At 60.8% G+C, this 260-nt stretch carries 1 protein-coding gene; it reads left to right on the top strand.

The features are described 5' to 3' along the window. Positions 1-31 precede the first annotated feature (31 nt). Positions 32-260, top strand: a 229-nt coding sequence (locus tag LPA41_RS41500) for a polyketide synthase dehydratase domain-containing protein (RefSeq protein WP_229077022.1), incomplete at its 3' end; no start/stop codon positions are given.

Consider the following 260-nt stretch of genomic DNA (forward strand, 5'->3'; position numbering starts at 1 on the left):
GCTTCGTGGGTTGTGGCGTCGCGATGGTGAGGTGTTCGCGGACGTCAATGTTGATGTTGATGTTGAGGGTTTTGGTATTCATCCGGTGTTGTTGGATGCGGTGTTGCATGCGATTCCGGCTTTGGGGCTTGGCGGTGGTGATGGTGCGGGGCCGTTGTTGCCGTTTGTGTGGGGTGGGGTGCGGTTGGTGGCGACGGGTGCGCGGTCGTTGCGGGTGCGTTTGACGCGGGTGGGTGATGCGGTGTCGTTGTTGTTGGCTG

This window comes from Actinoplanes sp. DH11, from assembly GCF_020873875.1.
In the GTDB taxonomy this organism is placed as follows: domain Bacteria; phylum Actinomycetota; class Actinomycetes; order Mycobacteriales; family Micromonosporaceae; genus Actinoplanes.